The sequence below is a fragment of the Providencia alcalifaciens DSM 30120 genome (assembly GCF_000173415.1).
Lineage (GTDB): Bacteria > Pseudomonadota > Gammaproteobacteria > Enterobacterales > Enterobacteriaceae > Providencia > Providencia alcalifaciens.
Map to the genome: position 1 here is coordinate 68,157 of NZ_ABXW01000014.1, position 20,032 is coordinate 88,188.

Below are 20,032 nucleotides of genomic sequence, written 5' to 3' on the forward strand. Positions count from 1 at the left end.
AAAATGGATATAGGTCGATTGCGGCATCGAGTCAGAATAGAAAGACCCGTGACGAAACCGTTGAGCTCCGGGACTCGAGAAAAAACATGGATGCCAATTTGCGAAACATGGGCTGAGGTCAATTCAATCAGTGGTCGAGAATTGATGTCTTCAGGGGCGGAGATGTCTGAGGTGACGGTTCGCGTGTGGATGCGTTACCGAGCTGATATTCATCCAGCTTGTCGGATGGTTTATCGCGGGCGAATTTATGGAATTCAGGCGGTAATTCCCGATGTGAAATTTACCCGGCTTGAATTGTTGTGTAAATACGGGGTGAAAGATGGTTGATATGCATCTTGATTTTGGCGAGCTTTTGAATATCTCTCAGGATTTAGATTTACTCAGCCAAGCGGAAAATCACAAAGTCTTACGACAAGCGGTCTCTGAGGCGGCGGGAATGTTGCGAGATGAAGCGAGAGCCAAAGCACCGAAACGAACTGGTAAGTTGGCAAAAAATATTGTCTCGATGACTCAACGCAATCGCCAGCAGGGGACAGTATCCGCGGGTGTGTATGTTCGAGGTTCGAATCAAGCCGGCAATAACAGTGATACTACTTTGAAAGCGAGCGATCCTCGAAATGCCTTTTATTGGCGTTTTTTGGAATACGGTACATCTAAAATGGCGCCTAAACCGTTTATCAGACCAGCATTTGATGCTAAAGCGGATGAGGCGGCTAATTTTGCGATCAGTAAATTGAATCAAGCTATTGATGAGGTATTACGTTGATGACAGAGTCCGATTTATTTCACCTTTTGTCACCGGTATTACCTTCTCAGGTCTTTCCTTATGTAGCGCCGCAAGAGGAGCCAGCGATCACGCCGCCGTGGTTAATCTTTTCTTTTTACGATATTGATGAGGATGTGTTGAGTGGGCAAGCGAGCACCATGACGCAGATCCAGATCGACGTTTATGCAAAAACACCCGACATGGCGCGTGATATACGTGCGAAAGCGTTGCTAGCCATTCAGGTGTTAGCACCTGTGAATATCGTGCGAAAGCAAGATTATGAACCCGATACGTCATTGTATCGAGCCACCATAGAGTGCCAAGTTTGGCAATAATCCCTTCCCTTTCCCATAAGCTGCTTCGGCAGCTTTTTTTATACTGATAGGAAAATAACGATGTCGAGTAAATATGAAAAAACACAGGGAACGAAAATTAGCATTTCTAAGCTCCCTGCAACGGAAGCCAACCCAACCTCTGCGGAGTTTTTACCACTTGCGTGTGCGGCAAAAGAAATCAGTTATACCGGTGGTCAAAAATCCGATATTGATGTGACGACACTATGCTCAACAGAGCAGGAAATGACGAATGGATTGGCATCTCCGGGGGAAATCACCATTTCCGGGCATTGGTCTCCGGATGAGGGGCAAGAAGCGCTGCGAACGGCTTATGACAATGACGCTATCCATGCGTTTAAAGTGGAGTTTCCTTCCGGTAATGGTTATGCCTTTTTGGCGGAAGTTCGTCAAAACAGTTGGAGTGTTGCAACCAGTGGCGTGGTTTCTGCCTCATTTACACTACGCGTGAAAGGTAAACCGGTTCCGATTAAGACCCCTTCAGTCGCTGGACGAGGAAAAGGGGCGTAATCGATGGCAAGTTCAATATTAAGACAGTTAGCGCTCAGTCCAAAAAATGCGTTCCGTTCTAAACGGGTGGGGGTGCCTGAATGGGATGGGGTGCAAGTTATTTTACGTGAACCTTCTTCAGCGGCGTGGCTAAAGTGGCGTGAGCTCATGAATTCAGAGCCAGAAAGTGAAGGTAAATACTCTGAAGCGGAACAGGCTCAGCGCAATTTACGTGCGGATGTGGTGATGTTTTCAGATATCCTCCTTGATGAAGACAAGGAGCGCGTCTTCGCTGATGAAGATATCGATATTTTGATGGGGATTTATGGTCCTGTTCATGCTCGTTTGCTGAAACAGGCGCTAGATCTGATGACCACGCCGGATGAAGCAGAAAAAAAGTAGCGCAGCCGGAAATGTTTTTCCTGATGACACTGGCGCTCCGGATGGGGCGCACAGTGGATGAACTGACAAGGACGATGAGCGCCGATGAACTGATCATGTGGATGGCTTTTGATCGTCTTAGTCCGATTGGGGATATCCGCGGAGACATACAAACGGCGCATATCGTTTCGTCTTTGTACGGTGCTCAAGGGGGGAAACTCAGCCTGCATGATGCAATGTTGAGATGGGGTGCTCGGGACGAGAGAGTTGCAGATGACAGTTTGGAGGAATTTTTGCAGTCGATATCAGAAGGTGGATTGTAAGGCGATAACGGGGGCATTTAATGGCAAAGCTTCGTGAACTAATTATTAAAATATCGGCAAATTCATCCTCGTTTCAGGCTGAGATAGCTCGTGCATCACGGATGGGCGAAAACTATTACCGGGCGTTGGAGCAGGGAGGGCGCCGGAGTGCGGCGGCATCACGGGAAGCGAAAAGTGCAATTCGTGAACTGAATCGCGATCTGGCATCCATCAAATCGACTGCTACCGGGGTGATGGGGGCAATGGCAGGCGCTTTTGCCACCTCTCAGTTGATTCATTATGCCGATACGTGGAGTCAATTGAGTGGTCGTTTAAAGTTAGCCTCTGTGTCGGCAGAAGATTTTAGTCGCGCTCAGCAAGCGCTGATGTCTTTGAGTCAGCGCACAGGGACATCGCTGGCGGCAAACGCCAATTTATATGCGCGTATTGCCCAGTCGATGAGAGATGCGGGCTATGCTTCCGAGGATGTGGCGAACGTCACGGAAACGATAGCCACCTCGCTGAAGTTGTCGGGCGCCAGTACTGAAGAAGCCAGCTCCGTGATCACACAGTTAAGTCAGGCTCTCGGATCCGGTGTTCTGCGCGGTGAAGAGTTTAACGCGGTGATGGAGAACGGCGGAAGACTGGCGAAATTGCTGGCTGATGGAATGGGGACTACCATTGGTGGTTTGCGCGAAATGTCACAGAGCGGCAAGCTCACCATGGATAAGATTGTGCCAATCTTAACCAACACCGAACAGCTTAGAAAGGAGTTTGAGCAATTACCGCAGACGGTCAGCGGCGCTTCGCAGAAAATTGAAAATGCCTTTATGGCGTGGGTTGGTGGTGCGAATGAGGCATCTGGAGCAACGAGCGCGTTAACCGGCGCATTAAATGGTATTGCAGATAATATCAACAATATCGCCACTGTTGCGGGTGCTTTGGTGGGTGTCGGGCTGGCGCGGTATTTCGGTGGATTGACTGCCAGTGCTGTCAGATCTGCCATCGGGGTGGCAAATGCGGCAAAAAGTGAGATTGCACTGGCTCAGGCTCAGGTACAAGGCGCTCAGATTGCAGTGGCTCGAGCACGCGCCGCAGAGTATCGCGCTCAAAAAGCGCTGATGGCAGCAAAAGGGACAGAGGCACAAGCCGCCGCAGAGAAGCGTCTTGCCAGGACTCAGGCTTTAGTTGCTCGTAATATCACTGCGCGAAATACTGCCCAGAAAAACTTAAACAATGTGACCGCAATTGGCTCCCGTCTTCTTGGTGGTGCGCTTGGTTTAGTTGGTGGTATTCCTGGATTGGTGATGTTGGGGGCGGGTGCATGGTATGCAATGTACCAAAAGCAGGAACAAGCGAGACAATCGGCGCTTGAATATGCCGCTGCGATCGAGCAGGTTCGAGCTAATCTCAATAAAATGACCTTGCCGGAAACCTCAGATAATGTGGGTAAAACCAAAGCATCTTTAGTTGCACAGAATCAATTGATTGATGAGCAGCGCCAGAAAGTCGAGGCAATAAAATCAGCGATAAACGGGTATCAGCAGATTTTGGCTTCACCGGGTCCCAGTATCAATGGTTATCTGATTAACCACCTGACGAGTCAGGAGGAAGTCGTCAAATCCCTTGCGGCTGCACAGGGTTCACTTTTTGTGGAGCAAAGTAGGCTCAATGCACTGACGCAGAAATCGGAAGAAATTCAGGCAGCGTTAAAAGCAGTTGAAAGTCAACGTGATTTTCTGATACGTCAACAGACGCTGGCACAGGCAAATATGCGCCGAAGCTTGTTGATGATGAATGCTGAGCATTCTGAATTTAACCGGATAATGTCTATCGGTAACCAAATTCTGAGTAATCGCCAGACGTTGGTGAGCAGTCCGATGCGCATCCCCGCTGCGCCCTTGAGTGACAAACAACAGGATTTTCTACAAAAATCTGAACGGGATAAAGCATTATCGGTGCTAACCGGGGAGGCAAAGGTTATCCGTCAGGCAGAATTTGCCGCGGATGACATGGGACTGACGAAGGATATGGCTCATCAAGAGGCTCGTCAGAAATATATTGATAATCAGGTTGTCATCTACCGTAATCAGGAAAAACAGAATCAGGCGATAAAAGCTGGGAAGGATGCGCAAAATGCGTACAACAACGCACAACGCGAAGCTGAAAGACGCTCAGAACAGTATGCACGTAAAATGGCGGATTTGAGTATAGCGACTGAGGTGCAGAAAGTTCGCGCGACTCAAGGGGAGAAAGCTGCTGAGTTGTATGCGGCGGCACATGAAGCGGGAACGAAATGGACGGATGAGCAGCGTAAGGCGATCCGTGCGTCTTCAGTTGCGCTGGCGGAGTGGACGCAAAAAGCGGATGAGGCGGTGAGAAAACAGCGCGAAATGGATGATGCGCTAAAAGCCATGCGAGACGGGGCTAAAAAGTTCCATGATGATGCCAAACAGATTGATGAAACTCGAAGTATGGGGAGCCTCAATCGCAGTTATTACGATGAGCGCCAACAGATTGAGCGTGTTTTTGAAAAGTCGGATAAGAAAGATGCTGCAACAGAAGCCTATCATCGTGAACTTGAAGCACTGGACTTGAAATACCAGAATCTTAAGGCGGTGCAATCAGATTGGCGTAGTGGTGTTTCTCGAGGTCTGGAGGATTGGGTCGCAGAGAGCGGAGATTATGCTGTGCAGGCAGCATCCGCCGTGCAGAATGCGATGGGGGGAATGGTGAATAACATCACCGAGATGCTAAACGACAACAAAGCCAGTTGGCGTGAGTGGTCGGTGGATGTGCTTAAATCCATTCAAAAAATCTTGGTTCATGCTGCGATGGTGCGCAGTTTTGAATCCCTGTCAAGTGCAGGCGGGGTGATAGGCAGTGTGGGTAAATTTCTGAGCGGGGCGGTTGCCAATGCGAAAGGGGGCGTTTATGACTCTCCGAGCCTCAGTCGTTATAGCAATCAGATAGTGAGCACGCCTACCTATTTTGCTTTTGCAAAAGGGGCGGGCTTAATGGGGGAAGCGGGTCCCGAAGCGATTATGCCACTGACTCGAAGTGTTGATGGTTCGTTAGGGGTTCGTGTTCTCGGCTTAGAGAAAGCACAAAACACACCTGCATCCGTTATGCGCCATCAAGCCATCAATATTGGCATTGGTGACATTTATATCACGAGTGACGGTAAACCTGAGCGAGAGTCCTCCGGCGATGCGAATGGTGCAAGGTTGCAATTAAAAAATGAAATTGTTCAGGTAATTAATGAGCAAGCCTCAAGAGAAGGCACGCCACTATGGATGATGATGTATCGAAGAGAGCGCTAATATGATAGAAACATTCACTTGGTGTCCGCGTATCAATGCACAAAGTGAGACAACATTCAGAGTTAAAAAAGCCCAGTTCGGTGATGGATACACACAAACAGCAGGTGATGGGTTAAATCACCGCTCTGATAGTTGGCAACTGGAATTTGTTGGTGGAGAGGCAATGATCGAACAGATTGTTGCCTTTTTTGATCGTCATGGGGGACATAAATTTTTTCTTTGGAAGCCTCCCCTTCGCTCAATCGGTTTTTTTCGTTGTGAACAATACAAAGTGAAAGCATTAGGCGGTAATCAGTATGCAGTCACGACCACATTTATTGAGGCATTTAGTGCATGAACATAACATCTGACATTCAAAAATTAGAACCAGGGAATAAGGTTCAATTAATTGAAGTGGACGGTAGTGAGTTTGATGCGCCTATTCTTCGCTTTCATGCTTATAACTTACTGCACACCTCAGAAGATATTGATACCGCGGGGGGAGGCATCAAGCCAAAGTCCATTTGGTGGCAAGGGCATGAATATGGCGCATGGGCTTATGAAATCGAGGGCATGGCTAAAAACAGTGATGGTAGTCCAGCCAGACCCCGACTAAGAGTGGCGAATATCGAGGGGCTGATATCCTCGTTGTGCTTGCAATTCGATGATATGGCACTGGTGAAAGTGACGATTTATGAAACCTTCGCGCACTATCTAGATGCTAAGAATTTTTCAGAGGGAAATCCTACTGCTAACCCTGAAGAATTTTTCAAACAGGTTTATTTCATCGACAGAAAAATGAGCGAAGTCGCGGGAGAAACAGTTGAATTTGAGTTATCGAGTCCGTTCGATTTGCAAGGGGTTATGATCCCCGGTCGCCAAATTCACAATCTCTGTTTCTGGTGTATGAAAGGCGATTATCGAAGCGGACGAGGCTGTAACTATACCGGCAATAATTACTTTAATGAACGCGGTGAGCCAGTTGATGATCCCGCATTAGATAAGTGCGGTGGACTTATTAGTGATTGCAAAAAACGCTTTGGTGAAAATGAGCCTTTGGATTTTGGAGGATTCCCAGCAGCGGGATTAATACGATGATCACAAAGAAATTAACGGAGGCGATATTTCAGCATGTCAAAGCGGAATATCCCAAAGAGGCTTGTGGTGTTATCTGCCAAAAAAGCCGAGTCAAAAAATACTTCCCTTGCCGTAACCTCTCCGATAATCCCACAGAACACTTTGAACTTTCCCCTGAAGATTATGCGAACGCTGAAGATTGGGGCGAGCCAATAGCGATTGTGCATAGTCATTGCGGGGATGGGGTGACGTCTCAACCGAGTGAAGTTGATAAGCTGCAGTGTGATGCGACGGGGTTACCATGGGTAATAGCATCATGGCCAGAAGGTGACATTCGCATCATCCAGCCTCGCGCAGAACGTGAATTAGAAGGTCGTCCGTTTGTGCTTGGTCACGCAGATTGTTGGTCGCTCATTATGGATTATTACCGACAGATGCACGGGATTGAGCTGACTAATTACAGCGTCGAGAGACACTGGTGGGAAGCGGGGGAAAACTTGTATATGGATAACTGGCAGCAAGCGGGCTTTGTCGAGTTTGCCGGTGATTTAAAGGAAGGCGATATGGTCATTATGCAAGTGCAAGCCGACGTTCCGAACCATGCAGGGGTGATAGTGAATGGTATGCTGCTTCATCATTTGTACGGACAACTGAGTTGCCTTGTCCCCTACAGTGATTATTGGCGCGATAGAACCGTGAAAATAGTCAGACGTAAGGAGTTGGCATGAGTTTAAAAACAATACAGCTCTATGGTGTTTTAGGTACCCAATTTGGACGTGAACATCGGCTTGCTATTGATTCCCCCCGTGAAGCCATTAAAGCGTTATCCGTGCTTTATGATGGGTTTGAGCAGTTTCTCGCGAATGCCCATCTTAAAGGGTTGGAATTTGCGGTGTTCAAAGGTAAGCGGAACATCAAGGAGGATGAGCTGTATCTTGATACTAGCGAAGATATTCGTATTGTCCCCGTGATTAAAGGGAGCAAACGTGGCGGTTTTTTCCAGACCATACTGGGTGTTGCGCTAATTGGTGCTGCCGCATTTTTATCGGGAGGTCTCTCTGTCGCATTTACCGCTGTGGGGGCATGGGGAGGGGCATTGGCGATGAGTGGTGCTGCCATGGCACTCGGTGGTGTGGTGCAAATGCTCTCGCCTCAGCCTCAAGGCTTATCCATGCGGCAAGATGCGGATAATAAACCCTCTTATGCGTTTGGTGGCGTGGTGAATACGACGTCACAAGGTAATCCCGTCCCGTTGTTATATGGGCTAGAGCGCCGCGAAGTCGGCGGTGCCATTATCTCTGCGGGGATCTATACCGAAGATCAGAAATAGCAAAACGAATACGTGAACACGAGCGGCTTAATTGCCGCTTTTTTATGGGTGAAATATGGAAACGATATACGGTGCAAAAGGTGGCGGTGGGGGCGGTCATACGCCCGTAGAAGCAAAAGATAATTTACTTTCTGAATCGACAGCCAAAATTCTGTTAGCGATATCTGAGGGCGAGATTGCTGGCGGCTTGGATGATACGCGTATTTTTTTGGATGGGACACCGATTGGTAATGCCGATGGAACAAAAAACTTCGAAGGCGTGACATGGGAGTTTCGTCCCGGCAGCGAACAGCAAGAGTACATCAAAGGCATTCCCTCGGTCGATAATGATATTGCCGTCGGCATGGAGCTGAAAGACGATCAGCCATACATTAGAACCATTAATAATACTCAGTTATCCGCGATTCGCCTTCGCTTTTCGGTGCCTCAGTTAATGCGTCAACATGATAATGGTGATACAACGGGATATCGTATTGAGTATGCGATTGATTTATCTACTGATGGTGCTGGGTATCACGAGCTCGTTAAATCTGCATTTGATGGAAAAACGACCAGTGAGTATCAGCGCACCCATCGTGTCGATTTACCCTCAGCCACGACCGGCTGGCAATTACGCGTTCGGCGACTCACCAAAAATCAGAATACTGCTCGTATTGCCGATAAAGTCTCGATTGCTGCGGTCACTGAGGTGATTGACGCCAAGCTACGGTATCCTAATACCGCTCTTTTGTTTGTGACATTTAATGCCCGCCAATTTAACAACCGTATCCCTAAAATTAGTGTTCGCCCGACAGGGGGGTTATTCATTAAAGTGCCGACAAATTATGACCCCGTAAACCGAACGTACGCAGGTGTTTGGGATGGAACGTTTAAGCTGGCGGCGACCAATAACCCGGCTTGGGTGTTTTATGATTTAGTCCTGAACAATCGCTATGGCTGTGGTGACAGAATTAAAGCCCATCAGATTGAAAAGTGGGATTTGTACAAAATCGCACAGTATTGTGATGAATTGGTGCCTGATGGGCGAGGAGGTGACGGTAAAGAGCCTCGTTTTTTATGTGATGTATATATTCAATCACAAGAGGCAGCGTATACCGTATTACGCGATGTTGCGGCTATTTTTCGTGGAATGACCTTTTGGGCGGACAATAAAGTCAATGCGATTGCTGATATGCCTGCACCAATCTTTCGTACGTTTACTAATGCCAATATTGTTGGGGGAAAACCGTCCTATTCGGGGGGTAGTATCCAGAATCGTTACACCCAAGCACTGATCTCATTTACGGATACGGATAACCACAGCAAAGATGATATCGAAGCGGTTGCGGATTTAAAGCTCCAGCATCGTTATGGCGTGCGCAAAACAGAACTCTCTGCGATTGGATGTACTCGTCGAAGTGAAGCAAATCGTCGTGGTCGCTGGGCATTATTGACTAATGCCAATGACCGCATGATCACTTTTGCTACAGGGTTAGAAGGGGCGATCCCCTCTCCGGGTCATATCATTGCCGTAGCTGATTCAAACTTGGCAGGGCGAGATACGGGCGGGCGTATTTCTGCTGTTAATGGGAGAAATATCACACTTGATAGAGAAACATCACTGAAAGCTGGCGACCGTTTAATCATCAACCTACCGGATGGAAAGTCAGAGGCACGTACCGTGACGGCGGTGAATAAAAAGGTGGTGACGGTTTCGGTAGGTTATTCTCAAACACTGCAAAAAGACGCAGTGTGGGTGGTGGATTCGAATGATTTGGCTGTACAGTTGTACCGAGTGATTAATATTACCGACAATGGCGATAACACGTACACCATTAGCGGTGCTATTCATAATCCTGACAACTATGAGCACATTGATTCCGGTGCGCGAATTGATGAGCGTCCTATTACAGTTATTCCTCCAAGTGTTCAGCTAGCACCGAAAAACGTAAAAATCTCATCTTATTCTAGGGTTGATCAAGGCATGGCGTTTACCACTCTCAGTGTCAGTTGGGACGCTGCTGAAAGTGCGATTGCCTATGAGGCTCAATGGCGTCGTGACAACGGGAATTGGGTTAATGCACCAAGGACATCATCTCTGGGGTTTGACGTTGACGGGATTTATTCCGGTCGATATCAAGTGCGGGTCCGTGCAATTAATGCGTCTGAAATTTCCAGTGTGTGGGCAAATGCGCCCGAAACGACACTGACCGGAAAAGTGGGTAATCCGCCGAAGCCTGTGAATTTCAACGCTTCTCCGCTGGTCTTCGGGATTAAGCTGGACTGGGGGTTTGATAAAAATACGGGAGACACGTTAAAAACGGAAATCCAGTATTGTAAAAACCATGATGGTAATGATCCCTTGTTGTTGGCTGATGTGCCTTATCCCTCGCATTCCCATGAGTTGGCGGGGTTAGCTGCCGGTGTTACATTTTATTTTCGGGCAAGGCTTGTTGATAAATCGGGTAATGAATCCGAGTGGACGTCATGGGTGCGAGGAGAATCTGAGTTTGATGTGAATACCATCTTGCCGGATTTGAACGAGCATTTTATGTCGACAGACGCTGGGAAACAGCTCTCTCAAGAGCTGGATTGGTTAAATGAGTCGGTATTAGTCAATAGTGCGGCAATTAAAGAAGTAAAGAAAGAGGTTACGGTAAACCATGAACAGGCACAATCTCAACTTAAAACGTTAGAGCGTGGGTTTGCGGATGAACGAAAATCGTGGGCAGAAAAATACGCACAAGTGACCGCATCAATTAATGGGGTAAACGCAGGCGTTGTTCGGCTTGATAAAGCGGTGACGAATTTAGACAGGTCTTTCAGTGAATCACAGAAGCAAGTTCAGGCGAAATTGGATAATCAAGGTGCGCTGATTAACTCCAAGATGCAGGCGGAATTTAAACAAAATGCCGGGTACGCGATGCACAGTACAAACATCACAATTATGGTTGATGGGAAAAAATATAACGCGGCAAGCATGATGGTGAGCGCGGAAGTGAAAGGGGGACAAATCGAATCGTTTATTGGGTTTAATGCAAATAATTTTGCCTTTTTTAACCCAACACGAGGGCGAATGGAACCCTTGATGTTCATGAAAAATGGGCAGATTTTCATGCGTGAATCCTTCATCGCCGATGCATCGATTAGCAATGCCAAAATAGGGAATGTGATTCAGTCGAATAACTTCGTTTCGGGTAAATCAGGATGGCAAATTAATAAAAATGGTACCCCTGAATTTAATGATGGAATATTTAGAGGAAAAATTTACGCGAGAGATGGTGAATTTAGGGGAACAGTTTATGTTGATAAGCTTGTTGGTGATAATGCAACGGCAACAATTTATAAGGAAGTATCTAAGAGTGAGATCCATGGTAAGCGTTATGACCAAATCATAGAAACCTCTGTCATTTATAAAGGAGGAATGCCTTATGAGGTTGATTTATTGATGCCAACGATGCAATTCACCTCGGAGGGATCTGTGCCCGGCGCGATTCACTCTACTCGTGTAGAAGTTATCATCAATGGCATTAAATACTCGCCTCAAACTACGGTAATTGCGACAGAAAAAGATCGAAGGCTGATTTGTTCGTTGTATGTCACACTCAAAGCGGCAGTTAAAGATGCGAAGGTGACGATTAGATATATCACGTATCATAAAAACGGTTGCAAGACTACCATTCATCCCGCGATGATTATTGTTTGTAAACATAATTCCTCTTCATTCATGCCTATTTAGCAGGTTAACAGTCAATAGTTATAGTATTCCCATTCCAGCCAAAGGAGAGGAGGATGCATAGTAGTGTGCATATACAATCGTTTTATCGAGAACTACAGATAGAAATATGATACTGATCTTCTCAAATACAGAGAGGGCTGAAATATATAAAGAAGGCTCAACACTCATTAATCCGATAAATCAGTAGCAATGATGGTTAAATCTATTTGTCTGAATATCTATTGATTTAGTATGTTACGGATAATTTTAATACCACCTTCGGGTGGTTTTTTGTTATTGAGGTTATATGACGGTATTAATTTCTGGCGCATTAGTGAATGCGGCGAGCGCCATTGGTTGGGAGTCAGATAACGTTAAGGGCTCAAGTCAATTCATCTGATGTGGTTATGCATACGGCTGCGATTATTACAACAGATGCGGAAGGGGGTTATGAATTCGTTACGCAAAAAGATGCGTATAATGTGTATTTAAAACCTCCACGACAGAGTGAAGAGTATGTGTGGAAATTGTTGCTGATGAAAGTGCGATTTAGGGGACGTTAAATGATTTTTGTTGGTATGAAATGGGGTGGATTTAAAGCCGGATGTGGTTAAGTGTTTAGAGGAAGTTGCTGCGCAGACTAAATAATACACCGAAGCGGCAGCAAAAGCTGCCAAACGACAGGAAATTGTCGCATGGCGTGCAGAACAGGAGTCACAGTCATTTACGTTTGAGTGAGGAGGTCATACATGGAATGCTGGTGCTGATTCATTGGCGCGTCTTTACCCGTTAGTGACGGCTTCGAAATCAGGTCTTTTTCGTGACGTGATGGCATGGGGGATGCAGATAATCAACAGGTTGTGTTATCAATGCCGGAATTCGACGCACTGGTGGGGGCAATGGCACAAGCACAAGTCGAGCGTAATGATGAAATTTACCAACGCCAGCGTGCGATGAAAGATAAGCTCGAATAATTGTCTAATCTCGATGAAATTAGAAACTTTCGAGTGGCGTAGTTATTTTTAGGTGGTGCCAATCTTGCTGGGCGCGAATTATACGAGCGTCAATGTAAAATACAAGCAAAACTGTTGACTTAATGTAGCTTAACTTACATTATAATCAGAGGTAATACGCATCGTATACCTAGATGTAAATTATAACTCATTGGTTTATAACGAGGTTAATATGGGTCACGCACTGCAAAAGCCTAATCGCTTGAATATACCTGCTCGTGACAAAAGTAAAATTGCAGCACCAAGAGCTGCCATGAGCGAGCAAGGAAATCATGATAATCAAGTCAAGAATGCTTTTGACTTTGGTTTCACTCGCTATGAAAAAGCCATGGAAAAGTTAGCTAAGGTATAGTGAGTGATCAACATCACAGGGGAGTTTGTCGAAGGGATTAACTATCTATCTATTGATGATCTAATAAACATCAATAGAACATTGATAGAGTTGCAAACTCCCAATGAGCCTATCAAAGTATTGAACTTCAATAACCTTAGTTCATCCCAATCAAGACCAAGCCAAGTGAAATATTACGAGCAAACAGATGACATGTTTGTTCTTGCTTCTGTGTTAATTGAAAGTCTGATTCAAAATCATCCTTTTGCCAATGCCAACAAGCGAACAGCCATGATGGCTGGGTATGTCTTTTTGTTGCTCAATGGTTATGAACTAACAGCCCCGGAAGATGAAGTAGTTGAAATGGCTCGGGGCTTGGCAACTAAAGAATATTCGCTTGATGAGCTAGATAGTTGGCTTTGCAATTGGTCAAGGGACTTTGACTCTAGGCAGCTATGCTGTAAACAAGTAAATATCGAAACCTGTTCTGTAATTAAAATAAATATAGACTAAATAGCGCCAGCTCGAGTGGTTGGCGCAATCTGATCATTTATCGAAATACTCCACTTCCTCAGTTTCTTTCATTTCAGGCATCCAATCCCCATCATTCCATATTTCTTCCAGTGTTTCTTCGATGTAGGTTTTCTTTTCGTTCTTTCCAAGACCACCAATAGACACATTAGCTTGAGATCCCCAGTTGATATCGATGTTTAAATCGGGGTATTTTGGACTCAATCTTTTTGTGATTTCATTTCTCAATGCATCGAAAGTCCCCATGGGTAACTTGCCTTTCATACTTGCAGCGAAGCGAACTTTAATCGTAACCATAGTATATTCTCCTTATATAAAACGCTGTATATAAAAACAGAAAAACTATAACTGTGATTATATACAGTAAAATATTAATGGAGGTCAAGAAATAAGGTAAAATTTATCTTATGACTGAGAAAATGGCTTCCCCAAAACTATTTAAGGAATATCGTTAAATCAAGAGGTTAAATGATAGTTGAAAATGACATAAAACCAAGGCTAAATGCCATTTAAATTATTATTAATCAATTGGTTAGGTTATTATTAAGCGCATGAATAAAATACACATGCAAACTAGGTATAAATACGAGGTTTATCGCTCGCATTTCATACTGTATTGGATAGGGATATTTGGTCAAGAGTCGGATTTTGGCTTTTTGAGTAAACTGAAAATAATCCGATGAGCGTTTTTCGTGAATTTTTAAATTATTTGATATGGATCACAAAATTTAGGATCTACAAGTCTGCTATCAGCCCATGGTACACTGACGTAAATTGAGTATTTAGTATCAAAATGAAGACAAAATATTTTTAATGACCTAGCTTTATTGAAGTGCTATTTAACGGATAGATATCATTGATAATAAAGGCTATGCTTAAATTGAATTTCCACACTGAGCAACACGACTGAGCAAGAAAGTAATGAGTGATTTTCTGGGCACATTTAAAACTGACACAATTTTTAAAGATGAAGTTGAAAAGGCGCTGCAACCACCATCAATGTATAAGGTTTTGTTAAATAATGATGATTACACGCCGATGGATTTTGTTGTTGAAGTGTTACAAAAATACTTTTCTTTTGATGAAGAACGCGCTACACAGATAATGTTAGATGTGCATTTTCAAGGTAAAGGTGTTTGCGGTGTTTATACTGCTGAAATTGCAGAAACGAAAGCCGCTCAAGTCAATGCTTTTGCAAGGGAACATGAATATCCTTTATTGTGTACTATAGAGAAAGTCTGAAGAGTCTTAATATCAATTTTGGGAGGTGCTTATGCTCAATCAAGAACTGGAGCTTAGTCTAAATGTCGCTTTTACCAGAGCGAAAGACAATCGCCATGAATTTATGACTGTGGAGCACCTATTGCTGGCGTTGTTGAGTAATATCTCTGCGCGTGAAGCATTAGAGGCTTGTAAGGTTGATTTGGTTGCCCTTAGACAAGAGCTTGAACATTTTATTGCCCAAACTACACCGTTATTACCTGAAAATGATACACGAGATACTCAGCCGACATTGAGTTTCCAGCGCGTGCTGCAACGTGCTGTTTTTCATGTTCAATCATCAGGGCGTAATGAAGTGACTGGCGCTAATGTGCTGGTGGCGATTTTTAGTGAACAAGAATCACAAGCCGCCTATCTATTACGTAAGCATGATGTTAGCCGCCTTGATGTGGTTAATTACATTTCCCACGGAACCATCAAAGGTGAGGATTCATCCTCCTCAGAAGAGGATGCTTCTAACAATGCTCCGTCAAGCGAAGAGCAGCCAGTCTCAGAAGACCATATGGACAACTTCACCACGAATCTTAACCAGCAGGCTAAGAAAGGGAATATTGACCCGCTGGTGGGACGTCAAGCTGAATTAGAGCGTACTATTCAAGTACTATGCCGTCGCCGTAAGAATAACCCATTATTAGTTGGGGAATCCGGCGTGGGTAAAACAGCGATTGCAGAAGGCTTAGCATGGCGCATTGAACAAAACGATGTCCCTGAAGTGATGAAGGATTGCACTATTTATTCCTTGGACATTGGTTCGTTGCTAGCAGGAACAAAATATCGTGGCGACTTTGAGAAACGTTTCAAAGCGTTGCTAAAAATGCTGGAAAAAGATCCGAAAAGCATCCTGTTTATCGATGAAATTCACACCATTATTGGGGCGGGAGCCGCATCGGGTGGGCAAGTCGATGCCGCAAACTTGATTAAGCCACTTTTATCGAGTGGGCGTATTCGAGTGATTGGTTCCACCACATATCAAGAGTTCAGTAATATTTTTGAGAAAGATAGGGCATTAGCTCGCCGTTTCCAAAAAATTGATATTGTGGAGCCATCCCCTGAAGAGACTGTACGTATTATTAATGGCTTGAAGCCAAAATATGAGTCCCATCATGATGTTCGTTACACCGCAAAAGCGATTCAAGCAGCGGTGGACTTGTCTGTGAAATACATTACTGACCGCCATCTGCCAGATAAAGCAATTGATGTCATTGATGAAGCAGGTGCAAGAACTCGTTTAGTTGCTCCAAGTAAGCGGAAGAAAACGATTGGTGTACCTGAAATTGAAACCGTGGTGGCACGTATTGCGCGTATTCCAGAAAAAACGGTTTCATCCAGCGACAAAGACCGCTTAAGAACCTTAGACTCTCGCTTGAAAATGTTAGTTTTCGGGCAAGACAATGCGATTGAAGCGCTTTCTGAAGCGATTAAGATGAATCGCGCTGGTTTAGGGCTAGAGCATAAACCCGTAGGCTCCTTCTTATTTGCAGGACCAACAGGGGTGGGTAAAACCGAGGTGACGGTCCAATTAGCGAAAGCATTGGATGTGAAACTATTGCGCTTTGATATGTCCGAGTACATGGAACGCCATACGGTTAGTCGGTTGATTGGTGCACCTCCAGGGTATGTAGGCTTTGACCAAGGCGGTTTGTTAACCGATGCGGTTATCAAGCACCCACATTCCGTGGTGTTATTGGATGAAATTGAAAAAGCGCACCCCGATGTGTTCAATATCCTTCTGCAAGTGATGGATCACGGTACGTTAACTGATAATAACGGTCGTAAAGCGGATTTCCGCAATGTGATTGTTGTGATGACAACAAACGCAGGAGTACAAGAAACTCAGCGTCGTTCGATTGGCTTTGCAGAGCAAGACAATAGTACGGATGCAATGTCAGAAATCAAAAAGACATTTTCACCGGAGTTCCGTAACCGTCTTGATGGCATCATTTGGTTTAATTCACTGTCGATGGATATCATCACACAGGTGGTTGATAAGTTCATTGTCGAGCTGCAAGCTCAGCTTGATGAGAAGGGCGTTTCGATTGAGGTTAGCCAAGCAGCTCGCCGTTGGTTATGTGAAAAAGGGTATGACAAAACAATGGGTGCCCGACCTATGGCGCGTGTCATTCAGGATAACCTGAAGAAACCATTAGCGAATGAACTGTTATTTGGTTCGTTAACGAATGGTGGCTCGGTGAGTATCGGGCTTGATGAAAATAGTCACACACTGACATACAGCTTCAGTAGCGTACACAAGGCCTCTCCAGAGGATGCTGTAATCTGACAATAGCTAGTACCACAGGTGTCTTGGGCACCTGTGGTCTTGTCAGGTCTTGCCTGAAAATCGAAAATCAGCGGCTACGGAAAATGATACGACCTTTGCTCAGGTCATAAGGAGTTAACTCTACAGTTACCTTGTCGCCTGTCAGAATGCGGATGTAGTTTTTACGCATTTTACCAGAGATGTGTGCAGTCACGACGTGACCATTTTCCAGTTCAACGCGGAACATTGTATTTGGCAGGGTATCCAAAACCGTTCCCTGCATTTCAATATTATCTTCTTTGGCCATCTAATCCTCTAAGTCTAATAACCGTGATTTTTTACGGGCAAGATAATGCCCAAAAACCCACACTAAGTAAAGAAGTGTCGCATTTTAAAGCGATCTTTCTTTCGCACAGTTGGGGATAAAATTACTGTATTGTCACTTTTTATTTCTTAAAAAGTGGTGATTTTTCAAATGATTGTGGTAAATCAATTGACTGTGGTAACCAGCATGCTGGGTCAATTCGCAGATCACGCCACCGGTAAAGAATATGAAGGAAATCCCTGCGGGAGATCTCCGTTGCACCCAGTGAGGCGGTGTGGTGGTTAAGTACCTGACAATCAAAAAGTTGCCCATTATAGCGCAAAAAATGAAAATAGAATGTAATAAAAGCACATTTGGATGCATCATTCATTTTACTGAACATGGATTCCCCACAAAACAGGTGTCCCATGTTCACGCCGTATAAGCCTCCAACCAATTTCTCGCCATGCCATGCCTCAATAGAGTGCGCTAAACCCTCTTGATGTAAAGCGAGATAGCCAGCCTGTACGGAAGGCAGTATCCAAGTCCCTTCTTGACGTACTGCACAAGCTTCAATCACATTTTTAAATGCATGATTTATGGTAATGCGATAAGGGGATTTTTTTAATGTTTTGATCATGGAGCGGCTGATATGCAGATCACCCACCATCAAAACAGCTCGAGGATCAGGAGACCACCATAATGGTACTTCTCCAGGGTTAAACCAGGGAAAAATACCATCATAATACGCAGATTGTAATCGGCGGGATGATAAATCTCCGCCAATCGCTAATAATCCATTAGGTTCCCGCATCGCTTCAGACACGGGAGGGAACAGATAAGAGTCGTCATCTAACTGGTACATGGTACACCTCAGCGAGTTTGCTGAACCAAATGACGCTGATGGAATTGATAATAGCGACCTTGCTCAGCTAACAGTTGCTGGTGGGAGCCTTGTTCAATGATTTCGCCATTATCCATCACACAGATAGTATCCATTTGCTCTAAACCTTGCAGACGATGGGTGATAACTATCAGGGTTTTATCTGCACATTTTTGTTTGAGTAAACTGAGAATTTGTTGCTCAGTATGAGCATCTAGCCCTTCGGTAGGCTCATCCATTAATACCAGTGGCGCATTATGTAAAAGTGCACGAGCGATACCTAAGCGGCGCTGCTCTCCTCCTGATAATTGACGACCACCTTCACCCATCCAAGCATTTAATTTTAATTGGGTATCCAATAAGTTATCTAAGCCGACTTGGGTTAAAACATCACAAAGTTGTTCGTCAGAGGCTTGTTCATTCGCCAGCAGTAAGTTGTTGCGTAAGGTATCACTGAACACATGGACACGCTGAGGTACAACAGACATTGCTCCACGCAGCGCTTCTTCACTGTATTCTTGAATTGGCTGACCGTTAATCGTAATCACACCACTGTCGACATCCCAAGCACGAGTGAGTAATTGAAGTAGGGTCGATTTTCCACAGCCGGTTTTTCCTAATAACGCAATATGTTGACCTTGCTTGACGAATAATGAGACTTTTTTGATAACCGCAAAAGGTTGCTCTGGATACGTAAAGGTCACATTATCAATCATTAAACTTTCAAGAGACTTCAGCTCGTGACTTTGATTAACAAAGCTCACTTCTGGCTTCGCATGCATTAATTGGGACACTCGAGTCGCTGACGCGATGACTTGTCCCATGTGTTGGAATGCCACAGCCACAGGACCTAAGGCTTCAAATGCAGCCAATGCACAGAAAACGAATAAAGCAATCAACGCACCCGGTTGTGTATTTCCCCCCACATGCTCAGCAGCCATCCATAATAGCAAGGTTGCTGTTAGTCCTGATGCACAGAGAATAATTGCTTGAGATAGCCCCGTGAGTGCAGCTTGTTGTTGTTGACGCGCTTGCCATGAATTTTCGATGTTAGATAAGTTTTGGCGAAAACGTTGAGTGGCACCAAACAAGGCTAATTCGGCTTGTCCTTGTAATGCAGAAGTTAAAACGGTGCGGTAATTACCACGGAGTTCGGTGAGTTCGTGCCCAATAGGTTTACCCGCACGATAAAAAACAATCGGCATCGTGAACAGTAAAAACAACATTACGCCGCCTAGAGTCCATGCAAGGCGAGGGTCAAGGAAGCTCAGACCGATGATTAGCACAAATGTCACAAAGAAGGCGCTAACTATTGGAGACAGAACACGCAAGTAAAGATGGTCTAAAGTCTCCACATCGGCAACCAATCGATTTAATAAATCCCCTTGGCGGAAACGGCTGATCCCACCAGGAGACAGCGGTAGCACTTTACTGAAAGCGAAAACGCGTAGATGGGCTAAGACCTTAAAAGTGGCATCGTGGCTAACTAAGCGCTCGGCATAGCGTCCTGCGGTACGAAAAATGGCAGCACCACGGACACCTGCGGCTGGCAACATATAGTTAAAGAAATAGATCCCCGGAGCACCCACGATAGCAGCACCCGCTAAGAACCATCCTGATAGGGTAAGCAGCCCAATACTTGCAAGTAGAGTGACAATTGCCAGAATGATCCCTAATGAAATCAAAAACCAATGGCGGCGATAGAGGGCTAAGAAGGGCAGTAATACTTTCATTT

Annotated in this window: 21 protein-coding genes and 1 pseudogene; 18 read left to right on the forward strand and 4 right to left on the reverse strand. The window is 45.1% G+C overall.

Going from position 1 to position 20,032, the window contains the following annotated elements; all coding sequences use genetic code 11:
- The first annotated feature begins 3 nt into the window (after positions 1-3).
- From PROVALCAL_RS03620 to PROVALCAL_RS03695, 16 genes and pseudogenes are all read left to right on the forward strand, one after another.
- Complete coding sequence (locus PROVALCAL_RS03620; protein ID WP_006657756.1) at positions 4-327, forward strand: phage head closure protein; 324 nt, start codon at positions 4-6, stop codon at positions 325-327.
- Positions 320-766 (forward strand): HK97-gp10 family putative phage morphogenesis protein, encoded by a 447-nt coding sequence (locus PROVALCAL_RS03625; RefSeq protein ID WP_006657757.1) that lies wholly within the window; start codon positions 320-322, stop codon positions 764-766. The genes PROVALCAL_RS03620 and PROVALCAL_RS03625 overlap by 8 nt, the downstream gene beginning before the upstream one ends.
- Positions 766-1,101: a tail completion protein gp17 gene (gene gp17, locus PROVALCAL_RS03630; RefSeq protein ID WP_006657758.1), complete on the forward strand. Its 336-nt coding sequence runs from the start codon at positions 766-768 to the stop codon at positions 1,099-1,101. Before PROVALCAL_RS03625 ends, gp17 begins: the two co-directional genes overlap by 1 nt.
- Positions 1,102-1,161: 60 nt before the next feature.
- Positions 1,162-1,629 carry a phage tail tube protein gene (locus PROVALCAL_RS03635; RefSeq protein WP_006657759.1) on the forward strand — a complete coding sequence of 156 codons (468 nt, stop codon included), beginning with the start codon at positions 1,162-1,164 and terminating at the stop codon, positions 1,627-1,629.
- Between the two features lie 3 nt (positions 1,630-1,632).
- On the forward strand, positions 1,633-2,010 hold the full coding sequence (locus PROVALCAL_RS03640) for a phage tail assembly chaperone (RefSeq protein WP_006657760.1): 378 nt from the start codon (positions 1,633-1,635) through the stop codon (positions 2,008-2,010).
- 11 nt (positions 2,011-2,021) lie between these two features.
- Positions 2,022-2,312 (forward strand): phage tail assembly protein T, encoded by a 291-nt coding sequence (locus tag PROVALCAL_RS03645; protein WP_006657761.1) that lies wholly within the window; start codon positions 2,022-2,024, stop codon positions 2,310-2,312.
- Positions 2,313-2,332: 20 nt separating this feature from the next.
- Complete coding sequence (locus PROVALCAL_RS03650) at positions 2,333-5,614, forward strand: phage tail tape measure protein (RefSeq protein ID WP_006657762.1); 3,282 nt, start codon at positions 2,333-2,335, stop codon at positions 5,612-5,614.
- 1 nt (position 5,615) lies between these two features.
- Positions 5,616-5,951, forward strand: coding sequence for a phage tail protein (locus PROVALCAL_RS03655; RefSeq protein ID WP_006657763.1), 336 nt, complete (start codon positions 5,616-5,618; stop codon positions 5,949-5,951).
- On the forward strand, positions 5,948-6,691 hold the full coding sequence (locus PROVALCAL_RS03660) for a phage minor tail protein L (RefSeq protein WP_006657764.1): 744 nt from the start codon (positions 5,948-5,950) through the stop codon (positions 6,689-6,691). Before PROVALCAL_RS03655 ends, PROVALCAL_RS03660 begins: the two co-directional genes overlap by 4 nt.
- Complete coding sequence (locus PROVALCAL_RS03665) at positions 6,688-7,398, forward strand: C40 family peptidase (RefSeq protein ID WP_006657765.1); 711 nt, start codon at positions 6,688-6,690, stop codon at positions 7,396-7,398. The genes PROVALCAL_RS03660 and PROVALCAL_RS03665 overlap by 4 nt, the downstream gene beginning before the upstream one ends.
- Complete coding sequence (locus PROVALCAL_RS03670) at positions 7,395-8,000, forward strand: tail assembly protein (protein WP_006657766.1); 606 nt, start codon at positions 7,395-7,397, stop codon at positions 7,998-8,000. The genes PROVALCAL_RS03665 and PROVALCAL_RS03670 overlap by 4 nt, the downstream gene beginning before the upstream one ends.
- Positions 8,001-8,055: 55 nt before the next feature.
- On the forward strand, positions 8,056-11,718 hold the full coding sequence (locus PROVALCAL_RS03675) for a TipJ family phage tail tip protein (protein WP_006657767.1): 3,663 nt from the start codon (positions 8,056-8,058) through the stop codon (positions 11,716-11,718).
- 386 nt (positions 11,719-12,104) lie between these two features.
- The gene (locus PROVALCAL_RS20230) at positions 12,105-12,260 is read left to right on the forward strand and encodes a hypothetical protein (protein ID WP_226890326.1); all 156 of its coding nucleotides are present in this window, start codon (positions 12,105-12,107) and stop codon (positions 12,258-12,260) included.
- A 94-nt stretch (positions 12,261-12,354) separates the two neighbouring features.
- Positions 12,355-12,671: pseudogene (locus tag PROVALCAL_RS19450) on the forward strand (DUF4376 domain-containing protein); the annotation flags it as partial.
- Between the two features lie 211 nt (positions 12,672-12,882).
- Positions 12,883-13,062: a hypothetical protein gene (locus tag PROVALCAL_RS03690; protein ID WP_006657771.1), complete on the forward strand. Its 180-nt coding sequence runs from the start codon at positions 12,883-12,885 to the stop codon at positions 13,060-13,062.
- 12 nt (positions 13,063-13,074) lie between these two features.
- A complete protein-coding gene (locus PROVALCAL_RS03695; RefSeq protein ID WP_039861594.1) occupies positions 13,075-13,554 on the forward strand; it encodes a type II toxin-antitoxin system death-on-curing family toxin in 480 nt (159 codons plus the stop codon).
- A gap of 33 nt (positions 13,555-13,587) precedes the next feature.
- Here PROVALCAL_RS03695 and PROVALCAL_RS03700 read toward each other — a convergent pair whose 3' ends face one another.
- On the reverse strand, positions 13,588-13,869 hold the full coding sequence (locus PROVALCAL_RS03700; RefSeq protein WP_006657773.1) for a DinI-like family protein: 282 nt from the start codon (positions 13,867-13,869) through the stop codon (positions 13,588-13,590).
- Positions 13,870-14,493: 624 nt separating this feature from the next.
- Here PROVALCAL_RS03700 and clpS point away from each other — a divergent pair.
- Together clpS and clpA are read left to right on the forward strand one after the other, a co-directional pair.
- A complete protein-coding gene (gene clpS / locus PROVALCAL_RS03705) occupies positions 14,494-14,814 on the forward strand; it encodes an ATP-dependent Clp protease adapter ClpS (protein WP_006657774.1) in 321 nt (106 codons plus the stop codon).
- A gap of 31 nt (positions 14,815-14,845) precedes the next feature.
- Complete coding sequence (gene clpA / locus PROVALCAL_RS03710; protein WP_006657775.1) at positions 14,846-17,131, forward strand: ATP-dependent Clp protease ATP-binding subunit ClpA; 2,286 nt, start codon at positions 14,846-14,848, stop codon at positions 17,129-17,131.
- A gap of 67 nt (positions 17,132-17,198) precedes the next feature.
- On the opposite strand, the gene infA is transcribed toward clpA, so the two are convergent.
- From infA to cydC, 3 genes are all read right to left on the reverse strand, one after another.
- The gene (infA, locus tag PROVALCAL_RS03715) at positions 17,199-17,417 is read right to left on the reverse strand and encodes a translation initiation factor IF-1 (protein ID WP_004244560.1); all 219 of its coding nucleotides are present in this window, start codon (positions 17,415-17,417) and stop codon (positions 17,199-17,201) included.
- 139 nt (positions 17,418-17,556) lie between these two features.
- Positions 17,557-18,279 (reverse strand): leucyl/phenylalanyl-tRNA--protein transferase, encoded by a 723-nt coding sequence (gene aat / locus PROVALCAL_RS03720; RefSeq protein WP_006657776.1) that lies wholly within the window; start codon positions 18,277-18,279, stop codon positions 17,557-17,559.
- An 8-nt stretch (positions 18,280-18,287) separates the two neighbouring features.
- The gene (gene cydC / locus PROVALCAL_RS03725; protein WP_006657777.1) at positions 18,288-20,030 is read right to left on the reverse strand and encodes a heme ABC transporter ATP-binding protein/permease CydC; all 1,743 of its coding nucleotides are present in this window, start codon (positions 20,028-20,030) and stop codon (positions 18,288-18,290) included.
- Positions 20,031-20,032 lie beyond the last annotated feature (2 nt).